The 20,838-nt window shown below is 64.8% G+C and carries 20 protein-coding genes; 19 read left to right on the top strand and 1 reads right to left on the bottom strand.

Annotated features, from left to right (window positions below; translation table 11 throughout):
• Nucleotides 1-94: 94 nt before the first annotated feature.
• The 5 genes from rho to NFU08_RS17380 all read left to right on the top strand — a co-directional run bounded on the left by rho (nucleotide 95) and on the right by NFU08_RS17380 (nucleotide 6,130).
• A complete protein-coding gene (gene rho, locus NFU08_RS17400; protein WP_251424904.1) occupies nucleotides 95-2,272 on the top strand; it encodes a transcription termination factor Rho in 2,178 nt (725 codons plus the stop codon).
• Between the two features lie 223 nt (nucleotides 2,273-2,495).
• Nucleotides 2,496-3,569, top strand: a complete 1,074-nt coding sequence (gene prfA / locus NFU08_RS17395) for a peptide chain release factor 1 (RefSeq protein ID WP_174179130.1) — start codon at nucleotides 2,496-2,498, stop codon at nucleotides 3,567-3,569.
• 21 nt (nucleotides 3,570-3,590) lie between these two features.
• Complete coding sequence (prmC, locus tag NFU08_RS17390; RefSeq protein ID WP_251424902.1) at nucleotides 3,591-4,463, top strand: peptide chain release factor N(5)-glutamine methyltransferase; 873 nt, start codon at nucleotides 3,591-3,593, stop codon at nucleotides 4,461-4,463.
• Nucleotides 4,464-4,475: 12 nt separating this feature from the next.
• Nucleotides 4,476-5,357: an L-threonylcarbamoyladenylate synthase gene (locus NFU08_RS17385; protein ID WP_251424899.1), complete on the top strand. Its 882-nt coding sequence runs from the start codon at nucleotides 4,476-4,478 to the stop codon at nucleotides 5,355-5,357.
• Entirely contained in the window at nucleotides 5,357-6,130 is a 774-nt protein-coding gene (locus NFU08_RS17380; protein ID WP_174179137.1) for a WecB/TagA/CpsF family glycosyltransferase, read from the top strand. Before NFU08_RS17385 ends, NFU08_RS17380 begins: the two co-directional genes overlap by 1 nt.
• A gap of 25 nt (nucleotides 6,131-6,155) precedes the next feature.
• Here NFU08_RS17380 and NFU08_RS17375 read toward each other — a convergent pair whose 3' ends face one another.
• A complete protein-coding gene (locus NFU08_RS17375) occupies nucleotides 6,156-7,052 on the bottom strand; it encodes a glycosyltransferase (protein ID WP_174179139.1) in 897 nt (298 codons plus the stop codon).
• A 284-nt stretch (nucleotides 7,053-7,336) separates the two neighbouring features.
• On the opposite strand from NFU08_RS17375, the gene NFU08_RS17370 reads away from it, so the two are divergent.
• From NFU08_RS17370 to NFU08_RS17305, 14 genes are all read left to right on the top strand, one after another.
• The gene (locus tag NFU08_RS17370; RefSeq protein WP_251424897.1) at nucleotides 7,337-8,449 is read left to right on the top strand and encodes an MraY family glycosyltransferase; all 1,113 of its coding nucleotides are present in this window, start codon (nucleotides 7,337-7,339) and stop codon (nucleotides 8,447-8,449) included.
• A gap of 108 nt (nucleotides 8,450-8,557) precedes the next feature.
• Nucleotides 8,558-9,040: a hypothetical protein gene (locus NFU08_RS17365; protein ID WP_251424895.1), complete on the top strand. Its 483-nt coding sequence runs from the start codon at nucleotides 8,558-8,560 to the stop codon at nucleotides 9,038-9,040.
• Nucleotides 9,033-9,371: a hypothetical protein gene (locus tag NFU08_RS17360; RefSeq protein ID WP_174179145.1), complete on the top strand. Its 339-nt coding sequence runs from the start codon at nucleotides 9,033-9,035 to the stop codon at nucleotides 9,369-9,371. The genes NFU08_RS17365 and NFU08_RS17360 overlap by 8 nt, the downstream gene beginning before the upstream one ends.
• An 81-nt stretch (nucleotides 9,372-9,452) precedes the next feature.
• Entirely contained in the window at nucleotides 9,453-10,253 is an 801-nt protein-coding gene (atpB, locus tag NFU08_RS17355) for a F0F1 ATP synthase subunit A (protein WP_174179147.1), read from the top strand.
• 107 nt (nucleotides 10,254-10,360) lie between these two features.
• Nucleotides 10,361-10,564, top strand: coding sequence for an ATP synthase F0 subunit C (gene atpE, locus NFU08_RS17350; RefSeq protein WP_009356484.1), 204 nt, complete (start codon nucleotides 10,361-10,363; stop codon nucleotides 10,562-10,564).
• A gap of 52 nt (nucleotides 10,565-10,616) precedes the next feature.
• Nucleotides 10,617-11,168, top strand: coding sequence for a F0F1 ATP synthase subunit B (locus NFU08_RS17345; protein ID WP_066277091.1), 552 nt, complete (start codon nucleotides 10,617-10,619; stop codon nucleotides 11,166-11,168).
• Nucleotides 11,168-11,995, top strand: coding sequence for a F0F1 ATP synthase subunit delta (locus NFU08_RS17340; RefSeq protein ID WP_174179149.1), 828 nt, complete (start codon nucleotides 11,168-11,170; stop codon nucleotides 11,993-11,995). Before NFU08_RS17345 ends, NFU08_RS17340 begins: the two co-directional genes overlap by 1 nt.
• A gap of 79 nt (nucleotides 11,996-12,074) precedes the next feature.
• Nucleotides 12,075-13,712, top strand: coding sequence for a F0F1 ATP synthase subunit alpha (gene atpA, locus NFU08_RS17335; RefSeq protein ID WP_066277086.1), 1,638 nt, complete (start codon nucleotides 12,075-12,077; stop codon nucleotides 13,710-13,712).
• A 73-nt stretch (nucleotides 13,713-13,785) separates the two neighbouring features.
• Nucleotides 13,786-14,676, top strand: coding sequence for a F0F1 ATP synthase subunit gamma (locus tag NFU08_RS17330; protein WP_104184909.1), 891 nt, complete (start codon nucleotides 13,786-13,788; stop codon nucleotides 14,674-14,676).
• An 83-nt stretch (nucleotides 14,677-14,759) separates the two neighbouring features.
• The gene (gene atpD / locus NFU08_RS17325; protein WP_104184908.1) at nucleotides 14,760-16,214 is read left to right on the top strand and encodes a F0F1 ATP synthase subunit beta; all 1,455 of its coding nucleotides are present in this window, start codon (nucleotides 14,760-14,762) and stop codon (nucleotides 16,212-16,214) included.
• A gap of 1 nt (nucleotide 16,215) precedes the next feature.
• On the top strand, nucleotides 16,216-16,500 hold the full coding sequence (locus NFU08_RS17320; protein ID WP_174179151.1) for a F0F1 ATP synthase subunit epsilon: 285 nt from the start codon (nucleotides 16,216-16,218) through the stop codon (nucleotides 16,498-16,500).
• A gap of 10 nt (nucleotides 16,501-16,510) precedes the next feature.
• Complete coding sequence (locus tag NFU08_RS17315) at nucleotides 16,511-16,942, top strand: DUF2550 domain-containing protein (RefSeq protein ID WP_174179153.1); 432 nt, start codon at nucleotides 16,511-16,513, stop codon at nucleotides 16,940-16,942.
• Between the two features lie 5 nt (nucleotides 16,943-16,947).
• Complete coding sequence (locus tag NFU08_RS17310) at nucleotides 16,948-18,258, top strand: alpha/beta hydrolase family protein (RefSeq protein ID WP_251424893.1); 1,311 nt, start codon at nucleotides 16,948-16,950, stop codon at nucleotides 18,256-18,258.
• Complete coding sequence (locus NFU08_RS17305) at nucleotides 18,255-20,792, top strand: DUF2156 domain-containing protein (RefSeq protein WP_251424891.1); 2,538 nt, start codon at nucleotides 18,255-18,257, stop codon at nucleotides 20,790-20,792. The genes NFU08_RS17310 and NFU08_RS17305 overlap by 4 nt, the downstream gene beginning before the upstream one ends.
• The last annotated feature ends 46 nt before the right edge of the window (nucleotides 20,793-20,838 follow it).

Below are 20,838 nucleotides of genomic sequence, written 5' to 3'. Positions count from 1 at the left end.
CCGAACAATCCGGCTGCAGATCTGAACTGCAGCCCAGATCAAATCATCGCGTCCAGCTCCCAGTCTGGACGCCGTCGAGGGGGAAGGATCCTTCGTGACCGAAACCACTGAGCTGTCGCCAGCTGTGGAACTATCATCTTCTGCTGCCGAATCACCGGCAGCTCCCGCCAAGAGCAGCGGCCTTGCCGGCCTCAAGCTCGCCCAGCTGCAGGCACTTGCCAGCCAGCTCGGCATTTCAGGCGGTTCCCGGATGCGCAAGGGGGACCTGGTTTCGGCTATCTCCGCCCACCGCGCCGGTACCCCCATGACCAAGGCTCCCGCCAGGGCAACCGAAAAGTCCGTGGACACCACGGCGGCGCCGGCAGTTGCCACCGCAGTGACCTCCCCGGCCGCCGCTGAAGCAACGGAAGCTCCCGCGGAAGGAACCCGGGCACGTGGCCGCGGACGCAGCCGTCGCGCCGTCAGCGACGGGGTTGTGGCACCGGCAACCACCGAGCCTGCCACCGCCGACACCAGCACCGCCGCTCCGGTTGAGGCACCTGCCGCCGAGGCCACCGAAGCGCCCGAAAGCGCTGGCGAACGCCGCCAGCCGCGCACCCGCAACCGCCGCCGCGGCGAAGCCGCCGCTGCGCCGCAGGCTGCCGATGCCGCCGAAGCACCCGCTGAACAGGCCGACGTCGAACAGCGGACCTCAGAACAGCGCACCCCGGAACAGCGCACCGAAGCTCCCGCGGAGGCCGGCGACTCAGGCCAGCGCGCCGACCGCCGCGAAGGCGGCCGCACCCGCGGCCGTGACAACGCCGGACGCGACAACGCTGCCCGCGAGAATACCGAAGGCGGCCGCGACAACGCCGGCAGCCGCGAGGCAGGCCAGCGCGAAGGTGCCCGCCGGGACGACAACCGCGACAACACCCGCGACAGCGATGATTCAGACGGCGGAAGCCGCCGCAACCGGCGCAACCGCCGGGACCGGAACGACCGCAATGACCGCTCCGGCGGCCAGGACCGGGACAACACCTCCCGCAACGACCGCTTCCGTGACCGCAACGACCGCCGCCGCGGCCGTTCCCAGGGACCCGACGTCGACGACGTCGAGGTTACCGAGGACGACGTCCTGCTGCCCGTGGCGGGCATCCTCGACGTCCTGGAAAACTACGCGTTCATCCGCACCTCCGGCTACCTGCCGGGCCCCAACGACGTTTACGTCTCCCTGGCACAGGTCAAGAAGTACAACCTGCGCAAGGGCGACGCCGTCGTCGGTGCAATCCGCGCACCCCGCGAAGGCGAGGACCGCAGCCAGCAGTCCGCCCGCCAGAAGTTCAACGCGCTGGTCCGCGTCACCTCGGTGAACGGCAAGACCGCCGAAGAGCTCAAGGACCGCGTCGAATTCGCCAAGCTGGTTCCGCTCTACCCGTCAGAGCGCCTGCGGCTGGAAACCGATCCCAAAAAGATCGGTCCCCGTGTCATCGACCTGGTTGCCCCCATCGGCAAGGGCCAGCGCGGCCTGATCGTCTCGCCCCCGAAAGCCGGCAAGACGCTCATCCTGCAGTCCATCGCCAACGCGATCACCACCAACAACCCTGAGGTCCACCTCATGATGGTGCTGGTTGACGAACGTCCCGAAGAAGTCACGGACATGCAGCGCACCGTCAAGGGCGAGGTCATTGCCTCCACCTTCGACCGTCCCGCAGACGACCACACCACCGTGGCCGAACTTTCCATCGAACGCGCCAAGCGCCTCGTGGAGATGGGCATGGACGTGGTGGTCCTCCTGGACTCCATGACCCGCCTGGGCCGCGCCTACAACCTGGCAGCACCGGCCTCCGGCCGCATCCTGTCCGGTGGTGTGGATTCCGCGGCGCTGTACCCGCCCAAGCGCTTCTTCGGTGCAGCCCGCAACATCGAAAACGGCGGCTCGCTCACCATCCTGGCCACCGCGCTCGTGGAGACCGGTTCCAAGATGGACGAGGTCATCTTCGAGGAGTTCAAGGGCACCGGCAACATGGAGCTCCGCCTGTCCCGCCAGCTGGCTGACAAGCGCATCTTCCCGGCCGTGGACGTCAACGCGTCCGGCACCCGCCGCGAGGAGAACCTGCTCTCGCCCGAGGAAGTCAAGATCATGTGGAAGCTGCGCCGCGTCCTTTCCGGACTCGAGACCCAGCAGAGCCTTGAGCTGCTGACCAACAAGATCCGGGAAACCCAGAGCAACGTTGAGTTCCTCATGCAGGTCCAGAAGACGACGCTTGGTGCGAAGTCGGATAACGACAAATAGCTGTACCAGGGGCGGGTGCGGTTGACTCGCGTGGTTCGCCACGCAGGTTTTCCGCCCCCGCCCCTTCGCGTGGTGGCCATGTCCTGACGGACTTGGCCACCACGCTTCGGCAGGCCCGATGCCACTCCCGGGGCGGAAAACCCGCGCGGCTTCGTCGTTAGGTCGCCAGCCGTGGCCCGTGTCTGTTTGTTACTAGACTTGTAAGAGTCGAAAGAGGTTTTAAATGTTTGAGTCCGTACAGGGCCTGCTTGATGAGCATGATGCTATCCAGGCGCAGCTGGGGGATCCTGCTGTCTATGCCGACCAGCGGCTTGCCCGGAAACTGGGGCGCCGTTCGGCTCAGCTCAATGGCATTGTTGAGGCCTACCACAAGTGGGAAGGCCTCCGGGATGACCTTGCTGCTGCCAAGGAGATGGCGTCCGAAGACCCCGAGTTTGCCGCTGAGGTGCCTGAGCTGGAAGCTGCCCTTGAGGTGGCTGCCGCGAAACTGCGCCGCCTCCTCATCCCGCGCGATCCCGACGACGCCCGCAACGTGATCCTTGAGGTCAAGGGCGGCGAAGGCGGCGACGAAGCCGCACTGTTCGCCGGCGACCTGCTGCGCATGTACACGCGCTACGCGGAGTCCCGCGGCTGGAAGACCGAGATCATCTCCGCCACGGAATCCGACCTTGGCGGCTACAAGGACGTCCAGGTTGCCGTCAAGGGCAGCTCGAACGATCCTGCCGAGGGCGTGTATGCCCGCCTCAAGTTCGAGGGCGGCGTGCACCGGGTGCAGCGCGTTCCCGTCACCGAATCCCAGGGCCGCATCCACACCTCGGCTGCCGGCGTCCTGGTCCTGCCCGAAGTGGATGAGCCCGAAGAGCTTGAGATCAACCAGAACGACCTCAAGATCGACGTCTACCGGTCCTCCGGCCCCGGCGGCCAGTCCGTGAACACCACTGATTCCGCCGTGCGCATCACCCACCTTCCCACGGGCATCGTGGTGGCCATGCAGAACGAAAAATCCCAGCTGCAGAACCGTGAAGCGGGTATGCGTGTGCTCCGGGCACGCATCCTGGCGCACCAGCAGGAGCAGATCGACGCCGAAAACTCGGCACAGCGGAAATCCCAGATCCGCACCATGGACCGTTCGGAGCGCATCCGCACCTACAACTACCCGGAAAACCGCATCGCGGACCACCGTACCGGGTACAAGGCATACAACCTGGACCAGGTCATGAACGGCGACCTGGAGCCGGTCATCCAGTCCGCCATCGAGATGGACGAACAGGCACGCCTGGACGCCATCGGCGACTAGTCCCTTCGGTACCTTCCAGACATGACACTCGAGCCAGGCCAGTCGCTCGCGGATGCTGTCAGCGCGGCAACGGATATCCTCCGCGACGCCGGCGTCCCCAGTCCGCAGGTGGACGCCGAGCTGTTGGCCGACCACCTGCTGAACGTGGGGCTCGGCCGCCTGCGTGCCATGATGCTGGGGGATGCGCCCGCGCCGGAGGGTTACGAGGCGCTGGTGGCGGAGCGCGCCAGCCGCATACCGTTGCAGCACATCACCGGAGTGGCGCATTTCCGCTACCTCGAGCTGGCCGTTGGCCCCGGCGTCTTCGTACCCCGCCCTGAGACCGAATCGGTGGCGCAGCTGGTCATCGACCACGTCCGCGGGATGGCCCGCCCGCGGATCGTCGACCTCGGGACGGGCTCGGGTGCCATCGCAGGCTCCATCGCCCACGAGGTCCCTGGTGCGGAGGTGCACGCCGTCGAGTTCAGCCCCTTCGCCCACGCCTGGGCAGCAAAAAACCTGGCCCCGCTGGGTGTCCGGCTTGTGCTCGGGGACCTGCGGGACGCGCTGCCTGAGCTCAACGGGACTTTCGACGTCGTGGTGTCCAATCCGCCGTACATTCCCGCCGAAGCCGTCCCCACCGAGCCGGAAGTCGCCCTTCATGACCCGCCGGAGGCGCTGTACGGCGGGGGAGCGGACGGAATGGAACTTCCGACGGCGGCCGCTGCCTCCGCTGCCCGCCTCCTGCGGCCGGGGGGCTACTTTGTGATGGAGCACGCAGAAGTCCAGGCGGGTTGGATTTCGGACCATTTGGCGGGTACAGGAAACTGGACCGGGATCAGGACGCATCTGGACCTTAACGGCAAGGAGCGCGCCACCAGCGCCGTGCTCGCGGATCCGGACCACAGCGAATGAAAGGATAGGCGAGTGACCACTACCTACAACTGCACCAGCGATGACGAGCGTGCCAAGGGACTTGAGCACGCCCAGCGGGCCATCAGCGAAAAGAAGTGCGTCGTCTTTCCCACGGACACGGTCTACGGGATTGCAGCCGACGCCTTCTCGCCCCAGGCCGTGACCATGCTGCTGGTGTCCAAGGGCCGCAGCCGGGCCATGCCGCCGCCCGTGCTGATCCCGCGGATCAACGCCCTGGACGGCCTCGCCACGGACGTCCCGGCCGACGCCCGCAAACTGGCGGAAGCGTTCTGGCCCGGAGGCCTCACCCTCATCCTCCACGCACAGCCATCCCTGGACTGGGACCTTGGCGAGACCAAGGGCACTGTGGCCCTCCGCATGCCGGACGATGAGATTGCCCAGGAACTGCTGACCCTTACCGGACCCCTGGCCGTATCCTCGGCCAACCGCACCGGCCATGCCCCCGGACAGACAGCTGCTGCGGCCCGCGAGCAGCTGGCCGACTCCGTGGAGGTCTACCTCGAAGGCGGCTTCCGGCCGCTGGAAGGCGAGGCCGCAGTACCGTCCACGATTGTGGACGCCACGGGTCCGCGCCTGCGCGTGGTCCGGAACGGTGCGGTCACCCTGGACCAGCTTCGCGAACACGTACCCGGAGTCCTTGGCATGGGCGAGATCCCCATGGCCGAGGAGGAACCGGCAGGAGAAGCAGCAGCACCTGACGAAGCGGCCCCGGCAGAAGCTGCACATGCCGAAGCAGCACCGGCACCTGACGAAGCTGCACGTGCCCAAGCCGCACCTGCCTGCGGGTCTCCGATTGATGAGACTGCCGCTGTGGAATCTCCTTCCGGGGAGCATACAGCTGTCCCGGCTCCGGTTCGGAACCCTGAACCGTGATGGCGCTTGACCGCCAGCGGATCCCGGTGCTGGAGGTCGATGCGACCCCGCTTCGCGTGCCGGACCTGATGGCTGAACTCAGCCGCTTCGTCGAGGAAGGCTCCACCCGCACGGTGCTGGGGCACAACCTGCACAGCGTCACCCTGACCCTCTCGGATGAGGGCTTCCGGGACCTCTACCAGCGCAGTGATGTGGTTTTGCTGGATGGCGCTCCCGTGCTCTGGCTGTGGGGGAGGACCGGCAAAGCCCAAGGACCCGTCATGGACTACCGGCTGGGTACCACGGACTGGCTCCCAGCTTTGGGAGAGGTGCAGGGTCTTGAGCGGATTGCCGTGATCGGCGCAGGCCCCGAGGCAAATGCCGCGGCCGTCAGGCAACTTGAGTTGATTGTCCCTGCTGCCCGGGTGGCGGGCTTGCCCGGGGAGGGCTGGAACGGGGATCTCGAAGACCGGGCTGTTGAATGGCTCCACGCGCAGCAGCCGCAGCTCGTCCTGCTGGGCCTGGGCATGCCCCTCCAGGAGGAAGTGCTGCAGCGGCGCCTCGCCGACATGCCGCCGGCTATCTACTGCGCGGTGGGGGGAGCCATCGAACAGCTGGCCGGCTTCCAGAAGCTTGCCCCACGCTGGCTGGGCCGGATGGGGCTGGAATGGGCCTGGCGGCTGCTGCTGCATCCCCGCCGTGTTGCCTACCGCGTGCTCGGAGAGCCCTGGGTCCTGCTGTGGCTCCTTGGGAGCCGCCGAGTGAAGCGGGCCCTTCCCGGGCCCGGCAAGTAAATGGGGGCGGGACCGCAAGCCCTTTCTAGAACTTCTGGTCTTCCAGCGGGGCAAAGCCCTTGCCGCGAAGGCCGGTGGAGAAGGACCTGGCCCACCCCAGGAAACCTTTAAAGTCCCGCCGCTGCGCGAAATAGCCTGCATACCCGCCTACGTCCGCAATAAAGGACCGGACGCGGAAGTACCGGCGGATCAGGTAGCCGCGGTTCCGGTAATAGTAGTACCGCTTAAACGCTGACTCCGGGACGATGACGTGCCAGCCTGCGCCAAACACATGCTGGGTTTCCGAGAACGCATGCGGGTGGCTGATGGCGGTGGTGGTCACGGTGCCAAACCTGATGCCCGCTTTGCGCAGCCGAATGGTGAAGTCCACCTCGTCGCCGCGGATGAACAGCCGCATGTCCGGCAGTCCCACTTTGAAGAAGACGTCGGAGCGGATCAGCGCGCCATTGAAGAAGTGCCCGTCGTTGGGCAGGAAGCCAAGCTTCTCCACCTCGGCGCGGCTGTGCGTCACCTTGCCGTCAAGGCGGAAGAAAAAGGACAGCCGGTCCGGCTGGCCAGGCGCGGTCACCAGCGGAACCACCGCCTCCAGGTCCCTTGCCTCGGCCTCACGCAGCAGCGTGGCGAGGCATTCCGGATCCGCCGGTTCGGCGTCGTCATCCATCATCCAGATCCACTTGGCTCCGCTCGCCACTGCCTTGAGCGCTGCCAGGGCGAAGCCGCCAGCGCCGCCGAGGTTGGCCTCCGAGCGGACGTAATCAACGTTCGGATGTTCATCGGCTGTGTCACGGGCCGGGGTTTTGCCGCTGTCAACCAGGCAGATGGTGTCCACTGCGGCCGTCTGGGCATTGATGGAATCCAGCAGGACGGCCAGTTCCTTCGGCCGGTCGAAGGTCACGGCAGCAACTGCTATGCGGGGGGTCATGGGGGTCCTTTCAGCATGGCTGACAGGGATTTCCCCGCTCGCAATGCGCCAGTGTGGCGCGAAGCCATGAAGCTGTTGGCGCTAGTATCTTTGACTAGAGTCCACTGTAATACAGCCCTGTAAGGCACCGCGTATGAGGAAATACGCACTGCCTGCTGCGCTCGGCGACGGAGAAGTTTCATTTATCGAAGAACAGATTCCCGGCCAGTGAGCCCCATAGCCAAGGACCAGCTGCCATTGCCGTTGCCCGGCGGCAGTGTTTCCCCGGAAACGGAACCCGCCCCATGATCATGTACCTGCTGATGGGACTGACGGCTGCTGTCGTGTCCTATGCGGCTACATGGGGAGCACGGGTCGTCGGCCACCGGCTCGAACTCCACATGCCCATCCGAAGCCGCGATATGCATTCCATTCCCGTGTCCCGCCTGGGCGGCGTGGCGATCTTCCTCGGTGTCATGGTGGCCCTCATCGTCGCCAGCCAGTCCTTTTTCGTGAAGGACATCTACCGGAACAACTTCTCGCCATGGGGCGTCCTCGCAGGCGCAGCCGTCATTGTGCTGGTGGGCGTCGCCGATGACCTGCTGGACATCCGGTGGTGGGTGAAGCTGATTGGCCAAAGCATTGCGGGCCTGACCGTGGCCGTCTGGGGGGTCCAGATGACCATTGTCCCCTGGGTTCCGGAGCCGATCTACCTCGAAAATGAAACCGTCCGGGTCCTTTTGACTGCCGGACTGATCGTCACCACGATGAATGCCTTCAACTTCATCGACGGGCTGGACGGCCTTGCCGCAGGAGTGGCCATCATCGGCGGCACGGCGTTCTTCTTCACTGCCTACTGGGTGCATCGCAACGCTGTCCTGCTGGACTATTCAGACCTCGCGACCCTGATTACGGCAGTCCTGGTGGGCAGCTGCCTGGGCTTCCTGCCGCACAACTGGTTCCCGTCCAAGATCTTCATGGGCGATTCCGGCGCCATGCTGATCGGGCTGCTGATGGCCTCGGCGGGCGTGGTGTCCACGGGACAGATCACCTCGGGGCTCTACGACAGGGTCAACGGCATCTCCACGGTGATTCCCATCCTGCTTCCGTTCGCGGTCCTCTTCCTTCCGCTGCTGGACCTCGGCCTGGCGGTGGTGCGACGGACTGCCCGGGGCCGATCGCCCTGGTCCGCCGACCGCGGCCACCTGCACCACAAGCTCCTGGACATCGGCTACTCGCACCGCACCGCAGTTATCCTGATGTACCTCTGGACCGCCATCCTCTCCTTCGGGGGACTGGCCTTCGCCATCTTTCCGTGGCAGATTGTGCTGTCCATCGACCTCTTCGCCACCCTGGTCATGGGCCTCATCACCGCCTGGCCCTACCTGGCCCGCCGGGGGGAAGAGACCCGGGCGTAACGTCCGTGCGGAAATATTTCTATCTCGTGTAGAATTTAGGGGCAGCCAAAGCTGCCCCTCCACACAGCCTGTTGACGATCTGCCGCAGGTGCCGACGATTGGGATCGAATGACCTCCAACGCCGAGTCCGGACCTCTGTCCGGCAATGGACGCGTTGGCGCATCCGGCCCCACGCCGTCGCTCTGGCTGTACCTCCTCAAGCTGAGTTCGATCGCGTCGGCGTGCGGACTCCTGCTTTGCGCTGTACCGGCCATGCTGCTGGATGGCGTGACCGGGGTGCTGTCCAGTACGGCCGGTGGCCTGCTGGTGATGCTGTTCTTCGGCATCAGCCTCCTCGTAGGTCACTTCGTGGGCCGCAGCAATCCTTCCGGTGCCATTGGCATGTTCGTGGCAACCTACTTCGTCAAGGTGGTCGGTTTCGCCGTCGTCCTGTTCGTCGTGGGAGCACCGCAGTGGCTGGACGGGCGCTGGTTTGTGGCCGGCGCCGTCACCGCGGTGGTGCTGTGGCAGGCTGCTGAGATCTACGGTTTCAGCAAGGCGCGCCTCCAGATCTACAACGATCCAGAACCCAAGGAAAACCCCGATGCGTGATCCGAAGAAGCCCAGCCAAGGCAACACCGGCAACGGCGGATCGAGCGGTCCCGCTCCCGGTGTATCAGGCGACGGAACCAGCGGCGGATACAACGCCGGCATGGCCGTATTCAGCTACATCATTGGCGGAATCATCGTCTGGAGTTTGATAGGGTGGGGACTGGATTACGTGTGGGGAACGCGCTGGATTGTGCTCGCAGGCGCTCTGCTTGGAGCCGTCGGAGGTTTTTACCTTTCCCACATGCATGGCCTTACCAGTTCTCGAAACAACGCTGGGGAGCGCCATGCTGCCAGCGGGCCGTCCCAGGACGGCGACACTAATGCCAAATAATTTCACAAGGGGAACAGCAGGCCATCAGGCTGCCGATCCCCGCCCAACGCCCAATGATGGACACTGCAGAGAGGAAACGCGTTGATCGCGCTTGCGCTCCCGGCCCAAGATTCAGGAGAGTTCACTCCTCCTGGTATTAACGAAATGCATTTGCCGGCAATCCTGCCGTGGGGTGCCGCAGAAGGATTCTCCAAGCAGATGCTGCTGGTCCTCCTCTCTGTCGTCTTTATCGCCGTCTTCTTCGTGCTCGCTGCACGCAAGCAGCAGCTGGTACCCGGCAAGCTCCAGTTCGCCGGCGAGGCCGCCTACGGCTTCGTCCGCAACGGAATCGCCAAGGACATCATCGGTGGCAAGGACTTCATCAAGTACGTCCCGCTGCTGTTCAGCCTCTTCTTCTTCATCCTGGTTAACAACATCTACGGCGCCATCCCGTTCTTCCAGCTCCCCACGTTCTCGCACGTGGGCGGAGCCTATGTGCTGGCCGGCATCGTCTACTTCACCTGGATCGCCATCGGCGTCAAGAAGAACGGGCTCCGCTACTTCAAGCTGGCCACCGTGCCCTCAGGCGTGCCGTGGTACATCCTTCCGATCGTGATCCCGATCGAGATCATCTCCAACTTCCTGGTCCGGCCGGTCACGCACAGCCTCCGTCTGTTCGCCACCATGCTGGCAGGCCACCTCATCGTGATGATCGCAGGCTACGGCATCGAGTTCCTCGTCATGCAGGAGAACATCCTGCTCAAGGGATCCTCGCTCCTGGTCCTCGCCGGCGCGATCGCCATGTACATGCTTGAAGCCCTGATCATGGTCCTGCAGGCGTACGTCTTTACCCTGCTGACCGCGATCTACATCGAAGGCGCGCTTCACGCCGACAGCCACTAGGCACCCGCCGCACGGCATCGCGCCGCAGGCACACAAAAACTTCCCCTCGCGGGGATAGAGCAACCCAAACAACCTGCCACACGGGTGGCATCTTGAAAGGAAGAAAAATGGAAGGCAATCTCAACCTCGTAGGTTACGGTCTGTCCGCAATCGGCGGTGGTATCGGTGTTGGCCTCGTATTCGCTGCCTACATCAACGGCGTTGCACGTCAGCCGGAAGCACAGCGCGTCCTGCAGCCGATCGCATTCCTCGGCCTTGCGCTCACCGAAGCCCTCGCCATCCTCGGCCTGGTCTTCGCCTTCGTTCTCTAGTCCTTAGAGCGAAGCGAACTTACAGAACCGAGTAGAAAAGGACGGGTGAAATATGAATCAGCTGATCATCTCAGCCGCCACTGAGGGCGAAGTCAACCCCCTGGTTCCCAACATCTGGGAAATGGGCGTTGTCCTCGTGGGCTTTGCCATCCTCATGTTCATCGTGGTCAAGTTCGTTGTCCCGATGTTCGAAAAGACCTTCGCCGAGCGTGCCGAGGCCATCGAAGGTGGCATTGCAAAGGCTGAAAAGGCCCAGGCTGAGGCTTCTGCTGCACTCGAAGAGTACAAGCAGCAGCTGACCGACGCCCGCACCGAAGCCAACCGCATCCGTGAGGAAGCCCGCGCCGAAGGTGCCCAGATCCTCGCGGATCTCAAGGAGAAGGCAGCTGCAGAGTCTGCCCGCATCACGGCCCAGGCGCACGCCCAGATCGAATCCGAGCGCCAGGCGGCCGTTGTGTCCCTGCGCTCCGAGGTCGGCACTTTGGCCACCACCCTGGCCGGCCGGATCGTCGGCGAATCGCTCAACGACGATGAGCGTGCAGCTCGGGTCGTGGACCGCTTCCTGGCAGATCTGGAGACCCAGAACGCAGGTGCAGCTAAGTAATGGCAGGCGTATCGAGCGAATCGCTGGCAACAGCGCTGACTGCGTTGGAAGCCAAGCTTCCGACGGCGTCGCTGCAGCTGGCAAAGGAACTCTTCGGAATTCTGGGAATGGTGGACAGCTCGGCTGGCTTGCGCCGCGCCCTGACTGACCCGTCCCGCAACGGTGACGAAAAGTCGGCGCTGGTCAGGCAGCTGGTTAGCGGAAAAGTCTCCGCTGATGCTGCAGATATCGCGAGCGGACTGGCCAGCCTGCGCTGGGCAACTGCCCGTGACATCGGCGATGCACTCGAGACTCTTGCCGCAACGGTGGTCATTTCCGTTGCCGAAAACAAGTCGGCCGTTTCTGCCTCCGGAATCACTGGCCTGGAAGAACTGGAGAACGATCTGTTCTCCTTCAACCAGGCTGTTGCCTCCAGCCACGAGGTACAACGTGCTCTGTCCGAAACACAGGCCAGCGCCGCAGCCAAGTCGGCATTCGCCGAAAAGCTGGTGCCCGGCGCCAGTGAGGAAGCCAAAGTCCTCATCCGGCAGGCCGTCACCCAACCCCGCGGCATCAAGCCCACCCGGCTGGTGGAACGTTTTGCGGAGCTTGCAGCCAAGCGGCAGCAGCGCTGGATTGCAACGGTCAATGTGACCCGTCCCCTGACGCAGACGCAGCTTGCACGCCTTCAGGCGGGCTTGAACGCCATGTACGGGCGGGAACTGAAGATCAACCTCAACGTTGATCCGGCACTCATTGGCGGCATCCGCGTCCAGGTCGGTGACGAAGTGCTCGACGCTTCGGTACTCACCAGGCTGGGCGAGCTGCAACGCCAGCTGGCCGGCTAGCCGGACAAGCACAAACAAACTGATAGAAACCCCGGTCACCGGCAACGGTGATCACAAAACAGGAGAGCAGGGACTGCAGATGGCCGAATTGACCATCAACGCCGACGACGTCCGTAATGCGCTGAACGAGTTCGCGGCGTCCTACGAACCCGGAAACGCAGAACGCGTAGAGGTCGGCCGCGTATCTACCGCTGGTGACGGCATCGCCCGTGTTGAGGGCCTTCCCTCGGTCATGGCGAACGAGCTGCTTCGCTTTGAGGACGGCACGCTGGGCCTGGCCCAGAACCTCGACGTCCGCGAAATCGGCGTCATCATCCTCGGTGACTTCACCGGCATCGAAGAAGGCCAGGAAGTCCACCGCACCGGACAGGTTCTGTCCGTTCCCGTGGGCGACGCCTTCCTTGGCCGTGTTGTCGACCCGCTGGGCATGCCCATCGACGACCTCGGCGAGATCAAGGCCGAAACCACCCGCGCACTGGAGCTCCAGGCTCCCGGCGTGACCCAGCGCAAATCGGTGCACGAGCCGATGCAGACCGGGCTCAAGGCCATCGACGCCATGATCCCGATCGGCCGCGGCCAGCGCCAGCTCATCATTGGCGATCGCCAGACCGGCAAGTCGGCCATCGCGATCGACACCATCATCAACCAGAAGGCCAACTGGGCTTCGGGCGATGTGACCAAGCAGGTCCGCTGCATCTACGTGGCCATCGGTCAGAAGGCGTCCACCATCGCCGCCATCCGCCAGACCCTCGAGGACAACGGGGCACTGGAGTACACCACCATCGTGGCGTCTCCGGCATCCGACCCCGCAGGCTTCAAGTACCTGGCACCGTACGCCGGTTCGGCCATCGGCCAGCACTGGATGTACGGCGGCAAGCACGTCCTTATTGTGTTCGATGACCTCTCCAAGCAGGCTGAGGCCTACCGTGCAGTGTCGCTGCTGCTCCGCCGCCCGCCGGGCCGCGAAGCCTACCCGGGCGACGTGTTCTACCTGCACTCCCGCCTGCTGGAGCGTTGTGCAAAGCTGTCCGACGAGCTGGGTGCCGGTTCCATGACGGGCCTGCCGCTGATCGAGACCAAGGCGAACGACGTCTCCGCCTACATCCCGACCAACGTCATCTCCATCACCGACGGCCAGATCTTCCTGCAGTCGGACCTCTTCAACGCCAACCAGCGCCCCGCTGTTGACGTGGGTGTGTCCGTGTCCCGCGTGGGCGGCGCCGCACAGGTGAAGTCCATGAAGAAGGTCTCCGGTACGTTGAAGCTGGACCTCGCCCAGTACCGCGACATGCAGGCATTCGCCATGTTCGCCTCGGACCTGGATGCCGCATCGCGCCAGCAGCTGACCCGTGGCGCCCGCCTCATGGAGCTGCTCAAGCAGGGCCAGTACTCACCGTTCCCGGTTGAGAACCAGGTCGTCTCCATCTGGGCCGGCACCAACGGCTACCTGGACGACGTTCCGGTTGAGGACATCAGCCGCTTCGAGTCCGAGTTCCTGGAGCACCTGACGCACAAGTCCTCGATCCTCACCACGCTGGCGCAGACCAACGTGCTGGACGATGACACCGCGGCAGCTCTCAAGTCGGCAATCGTCGACTTCAAGAAGGGCTTCTTCGGCGAGGGTGACAACCACCTGGTGGGTGCGGGGCATGAGGAATATGCCGCCATCGACGAGGGCCAGGTTGACCAGGAAAAGATCGTCAAGCAGAAGCGCTAGTTCCATTGGCAGGGTGTGCCGGGTCCACGGGACCCGGCACACCCGGCCTACGGAACGCTAGGAAAGGATAAGTATGGGAGCCCAGATCCGGGTCTACCGCCAGAAGATCAGCTCGACCACGTCGATGCGCAAGATCTTCAAGGCGATGGAACTGATCGCTACCTCGCGCATCGGCAAGGCCCGTGCGCGCGTAGCAGCTTCACTGCCTTACGCGAACGCGATCACGCGCGCCGTTTCTGCTGTCGCAAGCCAAAGCGAAATCGACCACCCGCTGACCACTGAGCCGGAGCAGATCCGCCGTGCCGCCGTCCTGGTAATTACCGCGGACCGCGGACTGGCAGGTTCCTACTCGGCCAGCGTGCTCAAGCAGGCGGAAGGTCTCATCGAGCTGCTCCACGAAGAAGGCAAGGAAGTTAAGACTTACGTCGTTGGACGTAAGGCCCAGGCCTACTTCGATTTCCGGAACCGTGAATACGCACGGGTCTGGACCGGAGGGACAGATGCGCCTGAGTTCACCACCGCGCGTGAAATCGGCGAAGCACTGCTGGCCGAGTTCGCGACCGACTACGAAGAGGGCGGCGTGGACGAGATCCACGTGGTTTACACCCGCTTCAAGTCCATGGTCACCCAGGAGCCCACGGTCATCCGCCTGCTTCCCCTGGAAGTAGTGGAAGAGCAGGCCGCTTCTGAATCGGACCTGTTGCCGCTGTACGAGTTCGAGCCGGAAACTGAGCGCGTTCTTGACGCTCTGCTGCCGCGCTACATCGAGTCACGCATCTTCGCGGCCATGCTGCAGGCGGCAGCTTCCGAGCTTGCTGCACGCCAGCGGGCCATGAAGTCCGCCGGCGACAACGCCACGGACCTCATCAAGAAGTACACGCGTCTGCGCAACACGGCCCGCCAGGCTGAAATTACGCAGGAGCTTTCCGAGATTGTTGCCGGCGCGGACGCCCTCGCGTCCTAGCCAGCAGCAGACCGGATTCCGCTGGACCTGCACCACCACAGATAAACTTAAACCCACGCCATCTACTGAGTGAAGTGAGAGAGATGACTGCCACTGCTACCGAACACGTAGCCGCAACGTCCGGTGCCACCGGCCGCATTGCGCGCGTAATCGGCCCGGTTGTCGACGTCGAATTCCCGGCCGACGCAATCCCGTCCATCTACAATGCCCTCACCACCGAGATTACTCTCAACGGTGTAACCAAGACCATCACGTTCGAGACCGCCCTGCACCTGGGCGACAACCTCATTCGCGCCATCTCCCTGCAGGCTACCGACGGACTGGTCCGCGGCACCAACGTCGTGGACACCGGCGCCCCCATCTCCGTACCCGTTGGCGACGGCGTCAAGGGCCACATCTTCAACGTGCTGGGCCAGCCCCTGGACGTTGCAGAGTCGGAACTGGACATCAGCGAACGCTGGCCGATCCACCGCAAGGCACCGAACTTCGCCTCGCTCGAAGGCTCCACCGAGATGCTTGAAACCGGCATCAAGGTCATCGACCTCCTCACCCCGTACATCAAGGGTGGAAAGATCGGCCTCTTCGGCGGCGCCGGCGTGGGCAAGACCGTTCTGATCCAGGAAATGATCACCCGTGTGGCCCGCAACTTCGGTGGTACCTCGGTATTCGCCGGCGTCGGCGAGCGTACGCGTGAAGGTAACGACCTCTGGGTTGAAATGGAAGAGGCAGGCGTCCTCAAGGACACCGCCCTTGTGTTCGGCCAGATGGATGAGCCGCCGGGAACGCGCCTCCGCGTGGCCCTGTCGGCGCTGACCATGGCGGAGTACTTCCGCGATGTGCAGAACCAGGACGTGCTGCTCTTCATCGACAACATCTTCCGCTTCACCCAGGCAGGCTCCGAGGTTTCCACCCTCCTCGGCCGCATGCCGTCCGCCGTGGGCTACCAGCCCAACCTGGCAGACGAGATGGGCCTCCTGCAGGAGCGCATCACGTCCACCAAGGGCCACTCCATCACCTCGATGCAGGCCATCTACGTTCCCGCAGATGACTACACCGACCCGGCTCCGGCAACGACCTTCGCACACCTGGACGCGACCACGGAACTTTCCCGTGAAATCGCCTCCCGTGGTCTGTACCCGGCCGTTGACCCGCTGACGTCGACCTCCCGCATCCTGGATCCCCAGTACATCGGCAAGGACCACTACAACACGGCTGTCCGCGTGAAGCAGATCCTGCAGAAGAACAAGGAACTCCAGGACATCATCGCCATCCTCGGTGTGGATGAACTCTCCGAAGAGGACAAGATCGTCGTGTCGCGTGCACGCCGCATCCAGCAGTTCCTTTCCCAGAACACCTACACCGCCAAGCAGTTCACCGGCGTCGAGGGCTCCACGGTTTCCATCAAGGACACCGTTGAAGGCTTCACAGCGATCTGCGACGGCGACCTCGACCACATCGCGGAGCAGGCGTTCTTCAACGTCGGCGGCCTCGACGACGTCGAGCGCCAGTGGGCCAAGATCCAGGAACAGACCAAGTAATATGGCTGAGCTTGAGGTTGAGATTGTCGCAGCGGACCACTTCGTGTGGTCCGGAGCGGCCAAGATGGTCAAGGCCCGCACCAGCGATGGTGAAATCGGAATCCTGCCCGGCCACTCGCCCCTGCTGGCGATCCTGGCCGAGGGTGAACTGGCGATCCAGCCGGTATCGGGAGACCGTATCGCGGTAGAAGTCGACGGCGGGTTCTTCTCCGTGGACAACAACCGCGTGGTCATCGTTGCTGACAACGCCCAGCTGGGCGGCTCGGTTACCGCTGGGATCCGCTAGCATCACCTTGATGGACGCATCCAGTCTTCCGTTCATCGCCATGGCAATCGCTTTTGGATTGCTGATCTTTGCACTGTGCCTTTCGGGGGTGCGCCGCTTCAACCTGCGGCGTGCCCTCGGCACGGTGGACGCCTCCATTTGCATGGCTGGAAACAGCTGGCAGATGGGGGTTTGTCGTTATCAGGACAACGACCTCGAGTGGTTCCGGCTGCTCTCCCTCAGCGTCCGGCCCAAACACAAGTTCAAGCGCCACAGCCTTGAACTGCTGGGCCGCCGCAAACCCACGGAGGCCGAGGCCGTGAAGGTCCAGCCCGACGTCGTGATCGTTGAACTGCGTTATGAAGGCAAGGACCTGCGCCTCGCCATGAAATTCGATGCCTACACAGGCCTCTCGTCCTGGCTGGAGGCCGGTCCGGTCATCGGCGTCGGCACCTGGCGCTAGCTGACGTGGACTGGCTCTTCGAGGTCCGGCTCGTGGACGGGCCGGTCTACTGGTTGTCCCTCATCCTGGGCCTCGCCGGGGCGCTGTACCTCCTGGTGCCCCCTTCCGGCATCCTTCCCCGGCCCTGGCTTCTCCGGGTCCTGGCAGGCGCAGCTGCAGCGATTGCACTGGTCTTCGCCGTGCACTGGGCCCTCATCAACGTCTTCTCCGTCTTCACCGCGAACATCCCGGACGCTGTCCTGCTTTGGATCGTGGCCGCCGTCGCCGCCCTCATCCTCCTGGTCCTGCGGGTGCCCCGCGGCACCTGGCGGAGCCGTGGAACCGGGCTCGCCGCAGTCCTCCTGGTCGCGGCTCTCTCGGCGGTACAGATCAATGCCTACTATGGCCTCAACCGCACCGTCAGTGACCTCTTCGGCACGGCACTGGCCAGGGTCCCCGCGCTGGAGCGGGACCTGATGCGCCAGCCTGGCGAGGCCGACGGTGCCACGCTCCAGGGCTGGACCGCGGAGGGGGAGATGCCGGGCGGCGGAGCGCTGCGCCGGTCCGTGATCCCGGGGGATGTCTCCGGAATGGATACCCGGGAAGCCTACATCTACCTTCCACCCGCCTACTTTGCACAGAACCGTCCCGCCCTCCCGGTGCTGGTGCTGGTGGCGGGTCAGCCGGGCGGCCCGGCGGACTGGCTGACCGGTGGTGCGCTGCAGTCCCACATGGACGCCTTTGCCGCCGCGCACGGGGGAGTGGCGCCCGTGGTGGTGGTGCCCGACCCCAACGGGTCCCAGTCCGCCAACACCATGTGCATGGACAGCCGGATTGCACGCGCGGACACCTACCTCTCCCAGGACGTCCCGCACTGGATAAAGTCCACGCTCGCCGTCGACACAGACCATCGCAGGTGGGCGGCCGGGGGGTTCTCTTTCGGCGGCACCTGCGCACTGCAGCTGGGAACCAGGCATCCGGACCTCTTCCCCTCGGTCTTGTCCTTCTCCGGCGAGGCGGAGCCCGCGATTGCCAAGGAGCGCCACAAGACCATCGAGGCGTCCTTTCCGGGGGACCCCGAAGCCTTCGTACGGCAGACTCCCCTGGCCATCATGAAAGATCGGCGCTTTGAAGGCAGCGGACTCTACCTGACCGCCGGGCAGGACGACCCGGAATTCGTCGGTTACCTCCGCACCCTGGCCGCAGCGGCGGAGGATGCCGGGTTTACGGTGCGCGCCTACGAGGTGGAGCATACCGGCCACTCCTGGGATACCTCCTCGAAACGTATCGGCGACGCACTCGATTTCCTGGCCGAGCGGTGGGGGCTGGAGAGGTGAACGCTGACAGGCAGGTGCGTACTGCCCGCCTCGCCTGGTCCACGGTGGTGCTGCCTGCCCTCCATGACGTGAAGGCAGCCCTGAAATCGGCCCCCTTTACGCTTGTGGTGCTCGGTCTTTTCCTCGCCGTGGGGGCAGTGACCGGCAGCTTCGCGGCAGGCCCGCCCGAACAGCTGCTGGGACTTGCGGGCGTCAGCGGGCCGGGGCTTCGGGACGGCACCTGGTGGTCCCTCTTTACCAGCCTCTTCTTCGCCACGAATCCGCTGGCCTACCTGGTGGCCGCACTGATGATTGTGGTCTTCCTGGGGCCCGCCGAACGCAGGCTGGGAACGCGGGCGGCCATCGCGCTGCTGCTGGGAGGCCAGTTCGCCGCCGTCACGCTGTTCCTCCTGGTGACTCAGGTTGCCGGGTACGTGGGGGACGGCTGGCTGGACCGGATGTCGGATGACGTCCTGGTGGGCCCTTACGCCCCGCTGCTGACGGCGGGACTGGCGGGAAGCGCGCGGCTGCCGGTCCTGTGGCAGCGCAGGCTCCGGACAGCCGTGCTGTCCATCTCGCTCCTGCTGGTCCTGTACGTGGGCCACGCTGAAACCGTGATCGGACTGCTGGGCGCCGTGCTGGGGCTCCTGGCCGGGTGGTGGATCCAGGGGGACCAGGGACAGCTCCACCGGCACCGTTCAACCGGACGCGAAACCAGGAACCTCCTGGCCCTGACGGTCGCCGTCTTTGCCGTGGGACCGATCCTGACCGGCATCGCCCGGGCGCCCACGGGTCCGCTGGCCCTGCTGCGCGACGTGGTCCTGAATCCGTTGCCGACGCTTGGGCAGCTTGCATTCAACTGCGGCGCCACGGTTGAGGCTTCCTGCCTGGAAGAGGGCCGGGCCGGTTTTGCCGGTCCGGTCGGGCTTGCCCTGGCGGTGGTCCCGGTAGCCCTGCTGCTCATCTGCGCGGACGGCATGCGCCGCGGCCGGCGCCTTGCCCTGAACATTGCCATCGCCATCCAGCTGGCCGTTACGGCGCTGGCCGCCGTCTACCTTGCCCTCTTCGCGCTGTTGCCCTCGAGGAGCCAGGTGCCCAATGCCGGACCGCTGGGCTCGGCGTTTGCCCACGTGCTGCCCCTTGTGGTGGTGCCGCTGCTGCTGGCGCTGGTCCTGTGGCTGAACCGGTGGCAGTTCCGGGTGCAGACAGCGCCGTACGCCCGCCGGGTGCTTGCGGCGGTGGCGGGAGGAACATGGCTGGCGCTGGCCGGCTCCTACGCGCTGGCCTGGTTCTGGTCAGGAGGGCTGGAGCGCGACGGCGGGTTGCTGGGACTGCTGGCCGAGCTGGCCAGGCAGTATGTCCCCATCCCCATCCCGCAGCATTACCGCGGCGTTTTCGCTGACCGCAATGCCGTGGAATCCGTGCTGTTTGCCTATTCCGGACCGGTGTTTTGGGTCATCGCGCTTGCCGCCGTGTGGTGGGTGCTGCTGGGCAAGGCCCATGGCACAGACTCCGGCGTGGAGGACAGGGAGAGGGCCCGGTCGCTCCTGCGCCAGGGCGGCGGCCCGCTCTCGTGGATGGCGCTGTGGGAACCCAACACTTACTGGTTCAGTTCCGACGGCAAGGGTGCCGTCGCCTTCCAGCAGCACGGCAGCGTTGCCCTCACCCTGGGCGGAGCCTTCGGACCGAAGGAAGCCCAGCAGCGCGTCACCGGCGAATTCCTGGCCTATTGCAGGAGCCACGCGTTGATTCCGGCACTGTATTCGTGCGATGACACATTGTGGCCGGCACTTCAGGAGCAGGGGTTCGCCCGGGTGGCCGTTGCCCAGGAAACGCGGTTGCCGATCCGCGAGCTTGAGTTCAAAGGCAAGGAATGGCAGAACGTCCGGACAGCGCTGAACCGGGCCGCCAAGCTGGGCGTTCGTGCCGTGTGGGGGCCTTACCACTCGCTGCCGGCGGCGCTCCGGTCACGGTTGAGCGAGGTGTCCGAAGAGTGGGCAGCAGGAAAGTCTGTCCCCGAGATGGGCTTCACCCTGGGCGGTGTGGACGAGCTTGAGGACGAGGAGGTGCTGTGCTGCCTCGCCGTGGACGGCAACGGAACCGTCCACGGCGTCACCAGCTGGCTTCCCGTGTACGACGGCGGGCGGCCGGTCAGCCGGACACTGGACGTCATGCGCCGTGGCGCCGAGGGTTTTCCCGGGGTGATGGAGTTCCTGATCGCCTCCGCGGTCCTGGAGCTGCGCGGCTCGGTGGAGGTCATCTCCCTGTCGGGCTCCCCGCTGGCGCGGCTTCCCGATGGCGGGGAGGACGGGCAGCCGGGGCCGGAGAACCTGGTGAAAATCCTGGACCTCGTGGGGCACGCGCTGGAACCTGTTTACGGGTTCCGGTCCCTGGCGGCGTTCAAATCAAGGTTCAAGCCCGAGTACCGCGCACTCTACCTTTTTTACCAGGACCCGCTGCACCTTCCGGCCATTGGCCGGGCGCTGACCCGCGCCTACCTCCCCGGGCTCTCCCTCGCGCAGGGCGCGCGTCTGGTGCGAAGTTTAGGAAAATGAATCTCGCGCTGCCTTTACCGATGCATTTCTTCCGAAACGGGCGGCC

The organism is Pseudarthrobacter sp. NCCP-2145, assembly GCF_023708005.1.
GTDB classification, from domain to species: Bacteria; Actinomycetota; Actinomycetes; order Actinomycetales; family Micrococcaceae; genus Arthrobacter; species Arthrobacter oxydans.
Note: the sequence above shows the minus strand (reverse complement) of the source record. Positions and strands in the feature narration are given on the sequence as shown.